This window comes from Pseudohaliea rubra DSM 19751 (assembly GCF_000764025.1).
Classification (GTDB): Bacteria; Pseudomonadota; Gammaproteobacteria; order Pseudomonadales; family Halieaceae; genus Pseudohaliea; species Pseudohaliea rubra.
Genome location: NZ_KN234756.1, coordinates 68,964 through 76,854 on the forward strand (window position 1 = coordinate 68,964; position 7,891 = coordinate 76,854).

Below are 7,891 nucleotides of genomic sequence, written 5' to 3' on the forward strand. Positions count from 1 at the left end.
CATTTATCTTGCACGCATTCATCTTGTAAGGAGCACAGCATGAGCACTGCAGAAAAACTCGACACGAAGCCCGACTACAAGGTCGCCGACATCAGTCTGGCCGAGTGGGGCCGGCGGGAGCTGGAAATCGCCGAGACGGAAATGCCGGCGCTGATGGCCCTGCGCGAGAAGTACAGCGCCAAACAGCCCCTCAAGGGCGCGAAGATCCTCGGCTGCATTCACATGACCATCCAGACCGGTGTGCTTATCGAAACCCTGATCGCCCTCGGCGCCGAGGTGCGCTGGTCCTCCTGCAACATCTTCTCCACCCAGGACCATGCCGCGGCCGCCATCGCCGCTGCCGGCGTGCCGGTTTTCGCCTGGAAGGGCGAGACGGAAGAAGAGTACGAGTGGTGCATCGAGCAAACTATCCTCAAGGACGGCCAGCCCTGGGACGCGAACATGGTTCTCGATGACGGCGGCGACCTCACCGGGATGCTGCACGATCAGTACCCGGCGATGCTCGACCGCATCCACGGCATCACCGAGGAGACCACCACGGGCGTGCACCGCCTGCTGGAGATGCTCAAGGACGGCACCCTGAAGGTACCGGCGGTAAACGTGAACGACAGCGTCACCAAGAGCAAGAACGACAACAAGTACGGCTGCCGCCACAGCCTCAATGACGCCATCAAGCGCGCCACGGACCACCTGCTCTCGGGCAAGCGCGCCCTGGTCATCGGCTACGGCGACGTCGGCAAGGGCTCGGCCCAGTCCCTGCGCCAGGAAGGCATGATTGTCCGCGTCACCGAAGTGGACCCGATCTGCGCCATGCAGGCCTGCATGGACGGCTTCGAGGTCGTCTCCCCCTTCAAGGACGGCATCAACGACGGCACTGACGACTGCATCGACAGGGACCTCCTGGGCAGCATCGACCTGCTGGTCACCGCCACCGGCAACTACGACGTCTGCAACGCCGCCATGCTGCGCGCGGTCAAGCGTAACGCGGTGGTCTGCAACATCGGCCACTTCGACAACGAGATTGATACGGCGTACATGCGCCGCAACTGGGAGTGGGAAGAGATCAAGCCGCAGGTGCACAAGATCTACCGCGACCAGGCCACAAACGACTATCTGATCCTCCTGGCCGAAGGCCGGCTGGTGAACCTGGGCAACGCCACCGGCCACCCCTCGCGGATCATGGACGGCTCCTTCGCCAACCAGGTGCTGGCGCAGATCTACCTCTACGAGCGTCGCTTCGCGGACCTCGAGCCGGACCTCAAGGAGGCCGCGCTCAAGGTCGAGGTGCTACCGAAGAAGCTCGACGAGGAAGTCGCCGCGCACATGGTGGCAGGCTTCGGCGGTATGCTCACGAAGCTTACCCACGAACAGGCCGGGTACATCCACGTCACGGTGGAAGGCCCCTTCAAGCCCGAGAGCTACAAGTACTGAGGACCGGCCATGGCACGGAAGCCTGAGATCAGCTTCGAGTTCTTCCCGCCCAAGACGGACGCCGGGCGGGACAAACTCCTGGCACAGACGGCCCCGGCGCTCGCTGCGCTTGCGCCTGGTTTTTTTTCGGTCACCTACGGCGCCGGCGGCTCCACCCGGGACCGGACCTTCGACACGGTCACCGCACTTGCGGATCTGGGCCTCACCGTCGCGCCGCACCTGAGCTTCGGCGGTGACGACGGGGCCACCATCGGCGACCTGCTCGAGCGCTACAAGGCGCGCGGCATCGACCGCATCGTGGCGCTGCGGGGCGACATCCCCTCCGGCAACGGCGCCGGTGCGACCATCGTCTACGCCAACGAGCTGGTGACCTTCATCCGCGAGCGCACCGGGGACCACTTTCACATCGAAGTGGCCGCCTACCCGGAGATCCACCCGCAAGCGCTCTCCTACGAGAGCGACATCCGTTACCTCAGGGGCAAGTTCGACGCCGGCGCTGACAGCGGCATCACTCAATACTTTTACAGTCCCGAGGCGTACTTTTACTTCCTCGACCGTTGCGCCGCTGCCGGCATCGAGGCGCCCATCGTTCCGGGCATCATGCCCATCACCAACTACCAGAACCTCGCCCGCTTCTCGCGCAACTGCGGCGCCGAGATTCCGCGCTGGATCTGCCAGCGCATCGAGGGCTTTGGCGACGACCAGGAGAGCATTCGCCAGTTCGGCATCGAGGTGGTCACCCAGCTCTGCGGCACGCTCATCGATTCGGGCGCCCCGGGGCTGCACTTCTACACCATGAACCAGGTCGAGCCGACCCGGCAGATCTGCGAGAACCTGGGCCTGAAGGGCTGCTAAGGGCTGACCCCGCCGTGGACCGCCCCCGCTTCTTCACCCGCCAGGCCCTCGCCGAGGGCGCCGAGGTCGCCCTGGAGGCGGAGCCTGCACGGCATATCGCCCGCACGCTGCGCATGCAGCCCGGCGATATGCTTGTGCTCTTTGATGGCAGCGGCGCCGAGTACCCGGGCGAACTCATCGCCGCCGACAAGCGCAGCGTCACGGTGCGCCTGGGCGCCCCGCGCGCCATCGACCGCGAATCGCCCCTGGCCGTGGAGCTCGGCATCGCCATCTCCCGCGGCGACCGGGTGGACTGGGTCGTGCAGAAGGCCACGGAGCTGGGCATCGCCCGCATCGCGCCGCTGCTGACGGCCCGCGGCCTCAGGCTGCCGGCGGACCGGCGCGAAAAGAAGCGCGGCCACTGGCAGCGCATCGCCGAGAGCGCCTGCGAGCAGTGCGGCCGCAACCGGGTTCCCGCGATCGCCGGGCCGCAGCCGCTGGCCGACTGGCTGAGCACTGTCGACGCCCCGCTCCGCCTCGTCCTCGATCCCCGCGCCGAGCCCCGCGACCTGCCGGCCTACGCCGGCGCCATCGCCCTGCTCTGCGGCCCCGAAGGCGGGCTGGAGGAAGAGGAGGTCACCCGCGCCCAAGCCGCCGGCTTCGGCACCCTGGCCCTCGGCCCGCGCGTGCTGCGTACGGAGACCGCGCCGCTCGCGGCCCTGGCCGCGCTGCAGGCGCGCTGGGGCGACCTGCGGTTCTAAAGAGCCTTCAACTGCCGACCGGCTCCGACAGCATGGCGTCGTCCACCTCCCGCTGCGGCCACAGGAAGTGGATGCGGCTGAAGCTGATCTTCCAGTTTCCCTCGACCTTGCGATAGCGCTCGTCGTAGAGGCCGTAAAGCAGCACGGGGTTCTCGTCCGGGCGTCGCTCCGTCATCACATCGATGAGGTAGGAACGCCCGGTCGCGCTGCTCTCGTCGATGATGTCGACCCGGTGATTGCAGATATGGTGCATGGAACCGAACGTCGCCTTGACCGTCTCCGCCATCACCGCGGCGAAGTTCTGCCGGATCGCCGCCCTGCCGGACCACTCGCCATAGGGGCCGAAATGACACTGGGCGTCCTCGGTGAACAGCCCGGCCAGCTGATCGATGAGCAGGTTGTCCATGAAGTGCGCGTAGCGCAGTTTCAGGTCACGGATCGCCTCGGTCTCCAGCAGGCGCGCAAGGCGCGCCAGCGTGTCTGCGGATAAGCCCGACTCCTGCATACTACCCCCTCAACTGTTTCGGTAAACCTGCTTCCGGTGCGCAACCCTTAAGTCATCCAGCAGTTCCTGATAGCTGAGCTCCGGCCCGGCGACGCGGTCATCGCACGCGGCGAGGTCCTCCTGGTCTTCCGCCGGCAGCTCGGGATCGAAGTAGATGGTCGAGCGCTTGAGCGGCTTGCCCATGCGAGGCTCCGAGGACATCTATGAAGAATCACCATAATAGCGTCATGACGCTATGACGTCATAGGCTGGCGCCCCACCAAATGCGACCACCGCGAGTCACCCGTCGAACACCAGCTCCCGGGACACGAAAAAATTGAAGCACATCCCCACCACGCCACCCAGGCAGACGCCGATCAGCGGCACAGCCGCCTCCCAGCGCGGCGCGAATTCAGCGCCCTCGCCGGCATAGACCACGAGCGAGAAAACGCCGAAGTTGAGCAGGCCACCCACGGCGTGCACCCCAAAGAACCGCGCCAGCTCATCGAGCACGTGACGGACATTCTCGACGTGATGGAAGGTGAAGTAGCGATTCAGGAAGTAACCGACCGTCAGCCCCGCGGGATAGGACACCAGGCGGGCGGTGTAGGCGTTGAAGGCCGGCCTGTCCTTGAGCAGGTAAAGCAGGCCGATATCGATCAGGGCCATGGTGAACCCGACACAGGCGAAGCGCAGGAAGGCGGCGCGCGTGCTCGGGGAGAGCACACCCCGACGAAGCAGCCTGTAGGAGCGCCGGAACGGGATTGTTATTACCCTGTTTTCGGCCCTGGCGCGCTATCAGCAGATACGATAGCGCGCCAGGGGCAATCCGTGTGCCTCGACATAGACATTCGAACCCGCCAGGGCGTCGGCATTATCCTCAAGCCACTGCTCACGCCTGCTCCGCTTCACTGCCTCCGCAGACCGGCAAAGCTTGTTGCCGGACCCTGTCGGTTTGTACTGAGGCTTTGCCGCGTCGATGGATTGCATAGTCCGCGTCCAGAGTCGTTGTCTGTCAGCACTTTATGGGCTTGTTTATTGCGCGACAAGCACCGGCTGACTCAGCCCCGTAGAGGCCCGGCAACCCACCATGGGCAGTAGCGCCACCCTCGACGCCTTCCGCGGGGTGCTTGAGGGCGAGGTCGGTGGCTGGGTGAGGCTTACGCGGACGATCATGCAGCCGGCCATCCCGTCTCAGTAACCCCTGCACCGCCAGCCCCAGGTCCATCCGCTCGCCCTGCCAGTGCGGCGGAAGGGTCGCCGCATCAATCGGGAGGTGTTCACGATGGTGATGATGGTGAAGCGCAGAAACGTTCCCGCGGAAACGCGTATCCGGCGCCGGGGGCACCACCGTACCGCGGGGATCGCGGAAGCGCGCCTCGCCGGAGGCCAGCAGCGCCACGGCATAGCCGCCTTCGTGCACCAGCCGGTGATGGTGGCGGCAGAGCAGCACCAGGTTGTCGAGCTTCGTCTCGCCGCCGTCGGCCCAGTGCACCACGTGGTGGGCATCCACGTGGCGCCGGGTGGTGCAGCCCGGGAAAGTGCAGCCGCCGTCGCGGTGCTCCAGGGCCCGGCGCAGCGCCGGCGTGATGTTGCGGGCACGGCGGCCGATATCGAGCGCCTGGCCGCGGTCATTCTCCAGCCAGTGCACCACCCCGCAGTCGCAGGCGGCGCGGCGGGACGTTTCCGCGGAAACGTCTTCGTCATCGATGGCGGCCGCCTCAAGGTCAGCCGCCCGCGTATGCACGTGAACCGTGTAGCGGTCACCGCCGCTGCTGTCGCCTTCGCCGCCGGCCAGGTAGCTGTCGGCGATGCGCTCCAGCGCATCCGCCCGCCGCTGGGTCGGGCACAGGTCATCCTCCCGGGGCATGGCGTCCACCGCCGCATCGAGCGCGAGCATCAGCCGCTCACCCTGCTCGGGCGTCAGCCGGCCGCGGATCACGCAGCTGCCATCCTCATCGATGTAGCAGGTGACCTTGCGGTTCTCCAGCTGCGCCTGTGCCTCGTCCCGCCCCACGCGCCGGTAGGCCTGCACCAGTCGCTCCACGTGCGCCGCCGTCCCGTGCCGCGCAATCATCAGGAAGTAATCCTCATTCTCCGGCGTGGCCACCCGGGTAATCGCCCGCACCTTGGAATAGCTGAGGCTGCCGACCCGAAAAGCCTCGCTGACCTTGGGCAGCCCGGCCAGCGCATGCGCCACCCGCACCTTCTCCCGCGCCGCGCCGAGGGCGATGCCGCACTTCCAGTTCAGCCAGTGCGCGCAGGACTTGGTGGCGCCGCAATTCCAGCCGGCGCGGACGTCGTAGTCACGGATGAGCGTGAGCAGGCGCCAGGTGGCGGCGTTGATATGCGCGGCGAGCTCGGTGATCTGGTCTTCGAGGGTTTGCAGGGCGGGCTGGGGGAGGGCGGCGGTCATGGAGCACCTCGTGGGGAACTGTATTTTCATACAGTATTTTCGCATGAGGTGTTGTGGGGTTCAGGGACCGCGTTCAATCAAATGTGGTCGCCTGAATTGACGAGGGCAATGGCGCTTTGCTCCGGGCGATTAACGCCCGTCTTCACGCGCCAGCGAAGCTGGCCGCGCGCAATGGTTGGTCAGGGTGGGATTGACAGACGATCACATGAAACCATAATGCAACCGTTTTGCAACCATCGAGGGCTTGAGCATGGCCAATGTCACCTTTAAGAACATACCCGACGACCTGTACGAGCAACTGAAGCAAGCCGCCAATGCGCACCATCGAAGCGTAAACAGCGAACTGATTCACTGCCTGGAAAAGACCTATAAACCGACCCGGTGCTCTGCAGCCGAGCTTGCCAGCAAAGCAGCCGATCTGCGCAGCCAGGTAAAAGTTGCGCGACTGGATAGTGACGAAATCAATGCGGCCAGGAGCCAGGGCAGAGAATGATCGTAGCGGACACCAACACCATCGCCTATCTGTATCTGCCCACTGCACAAACGGATGATGTCGTCGCGTTATTGCACAAAGATCCTTATTGGGTTGCTCCTTTGCTGTGGCGAAGCGAATTCCGAAACATACTGGCTTTGTACAGCAAAAAAGGCATCGTCGATTTAAGCACCGCTATTGCCATGCAATCACAAGCAGAACAGCAGCTTGCCGAACACGAATACACCGTTAACTCCATGGACGTGCTGGCACTTGCTGCGGACAGCGGCTGTTCCGCTTATGACTGCGAATTTATATCGCTGGCAAAATCACTAAAGCTGAAACTGATCACGGGCGATAAAAAACTCATTCAGCTATTCCCGGAAACCGCAATGACTGCCGGGGATTACTTACTTGCTGAATCCTGACAGACTCCGCCTTGCGCCTCCGCCCCCCACCACGTAGCTTATCTCCACCCAAAAAAGGCAGACCCCCGCATGACGATCAGCGTAGGCGTGGTGATGGATCCCATCGCCGATATTACGTACAAGAAGGACAGCACCCTGGCGATGCTCTGGGCGGTGCAGGACCGGGGCTGGGAGCTGTGGTACATGGAGCCGCGGCACCTGTCGCTGGTGCAGGGGGTGCCACGGGCGTTCATGGCGCCGCTGGAGGTTCACCGGGATTCGGGGCACTGGTTCGATCTGGGCGAGGGGCAGGACCGGGATCTGGCGGAGCTGGACGTGATCCTCATGCGCAAGGACCCGCCCTTCGACAACGAGTTTGTCTACAACACCTATATCCTCGAGGCGGCCGAGCGGCTGGGTACGCTGGTGGTGAACCGCTGCCAGTCGCTGCGCGACTGCAACGAGAAGATGTTCGCCAACCAGTTCCCGGAATGCTGCCCGCCGGTGCTGGTGAGCGGCGACATGGCGCGGCTGCGCGCCTTCTACGATGAGCACGGGGACGTGATCTACAAGCCGCTGGACGGCATGGGCGGCACCTCCATCTTCCGCGTGGGGCCCGGGGACCCGAACCTGTCGGTGATCCTGGAGACGCTCACGGAGCACGGCACGCGCACGATCATGGCCCAGCGCTACATTCCCGAGATCAGCGAGGGCGACAAGCGCATTCTCATGATCAGGGGCGAGCCCGTGCCCTACTGCCTGGCGCGGCTGCCGTCGCGGGGCGAGACCCGCGGCAACCTCGCCGCCGGCGGCACCGGGCGGGCGCAGCCCCTCTCGGACAGGGATCGGTGGATTGCCGAGCAAGTGGGCCCCACGCTGGTGGAGAAGGGCCTGCTCTTTGTCGGCCTGGACGTGATCGGCGACTACCTCACGGAGATCAACGTCACCAGCCCCACCTGCATCCGCGAGATCGACGCGGCCTACGAGCTGGCTATCGGCGGCCAGCTCATGGACTGCATCGCCGCGGAGCTGGCGGCGCGCGGCTAGCGCCGTGGCGCTTGCGGCGGCCCCCGCGGCGGCAACCGC

11 protein-coding genes are annotated in these 7,891 nt (G+C 65.0%); 6 read left to right on the forward strand and 5 right to left on the reverse strand.

Translation table 11 applies throughout. From position 1 onward, the window contains the following. Window positions 1–39: 39 nt before the first annotated feature. Genes ahcY through HRUBRA_RS06510 form a run of 3 tightly spaced genes read left to right on the forward strand, consistent with a single transcriptional unit; the run spans window position 40 to window position 3,026 of the window. Window positions 40–1,431, forward strand: a complete 1,392-nt coding sequence (gene ahcY / locus HRUBRA_RS06500; protein ID WP_035515614.1) for an adenosylhomocysteinase — start codon at window positions 40–42, stop codon at window positions 1,429–1,431. Between the two features lie 9 nt (window positions 1,432–1,440). Beyond that, the gene (metF, locus tag HRUBRA_RS06505; RefSeq protein WP_035515615.1) at window positions 1,441–2,286 is read left to right on the forward strand and encodes a methylenetetrahydrofolate reductase [NAD(P)H]; all 846 of its coding nucleotides are present in this window, start codon (window positions 1,441–1,443) and stop codon (window positions 2,284–2,286) included. Window positions 2,287–2,300: 14 nt separating this feature from the next. Next, a complete protein-coding gene (locus tag HRUBRA_RS06510; RefSeq protein ID WP_035515616.1) occupies window positions 2,301–3,026 on the forward strand; it encodes a 16S rRNA (uracil(1498)-N(3))-methyltransferase in 726 nt (241 codons plus the stop codon). A gap of 7 nt (window positions 3,027–3,033) precedes the next feature. Here HRUBRA_RS06510 and HRUBRA_RS06515 read toward each other — a convergent pair whose 3' ends face one another. The 5 genes from HRUBRA_RS06515 to HRUBRA_RS06525 all read right to left on the reverse strand — a co-directional run bounded on the left by HRUBRA_RS06515 (window position 3,034) and on the right by HRUBRA_RS06525 (window position 5,926). Continuing rightward, on the reverse strand, window positions 3,034–3,531 hold the full coding sequence (locus tag HRUBRA_RS06515) for a nuclear transport factor 2 family protein (protein ID WP_052094467.1): 498 nt from the start codon (window positions 3,529–3,531) through the stop codon (window positions 3,034–3,036). Window positions 3,532–3,540: 9 nt separating this feature from the next. Then, window positions 3,541–3,714, reverse strand: a complete 174-nt coding sequence (locus HRUBRA_RS15510) for a hypothetical protein (protein WP_168139643.1) — start codon at window positions 3,712–3,714, stop codon at window positions 3,541–3,543. Between the two features lie 96 nt (window positions 3,715–3,810). Further along, a complete protein-coding gene (locus HRUBRA_RS06520) occupies window positions 3,811–4,236 on the reverse strand; it encodes a GtrA family protein (RefSeq protein ID WP_035515617.1) in 426 nt (141 codons plus the stop codon). A 72-nt stretch (window positions 4,237–4,308) separates the two neighbouring features. Continuing rightward, window positions 4,309–4,422: a type II toxin-antitoxin system CcdA family antitoxin gene (locus HRUBRA_RS15565; RefSeq protein ID WP_201771553.1), complete on the reverse strand. Its 114-nt coding sequence runs from the start codon at window positions 4,420–4,422 to the stop codon at window positions 4,309–4,311. Window positions 4,423–4,525: 103 nt separating this feature from the next. After that, a complete protein-coding gene (locus tag HRUBRA_RS06525) occupies window positions 4,526–5,926 on the reverse strand; it encodes an HNH endonuclease signature motif containing protein (protein WP_035515619.1) in 1,401 nt (466 codons plus the stop codon). A gap of 250 nt (window positions 5,927–6,176) precedes the next feature. Here HRUBRA_RS06525 and HRUBRA_RS06530 point away from each other — a divergent pair, with 250 nt between their 5' ends. From HRUBRA_RS06530 to gshB, 3 genes are all read left to right on the forward strand, one after another. Next, complete coding sequence (locus HRUBRA_RS06530; RefSeq protein WP_035515648.1) at window positions 6,177–6,419, forward strand: FitA-like ribbon-helix-helix domain-containing protein; 243 nt, start codon at window positions 6,177–6,179, stop codon at window positions 6,417–6,419. Then, a complete protein-coding gene (locus HRUBRA_RS06535; protein ID WP_035515621.1) occupies window positions 6,416–6,826 on the forward strand; it encodes a type II toxin-antitoxin system VapC family toxin in 411 nt (136 codons plus the stop codon). Before HRUBRA_RS06530 ends, HRUBRA_RS06535 begins: the two co-directional genes overlap by 4 nt. 69 nt (window positions 6,827–6,895) lie before the next feature. Further along, complete coding sequence (gene gshB / locus HRUBRA_RS06540; protein ID WP_035515622.1) at window positions 6,896–7,852, forward strand: glutathione synthase; 957 nt, start codon at window positions 6,896–6,898, stop codon at window positions 7,850–7,852. Window positions 7,853–7,891: the final 39 nt, after the last annotated feature.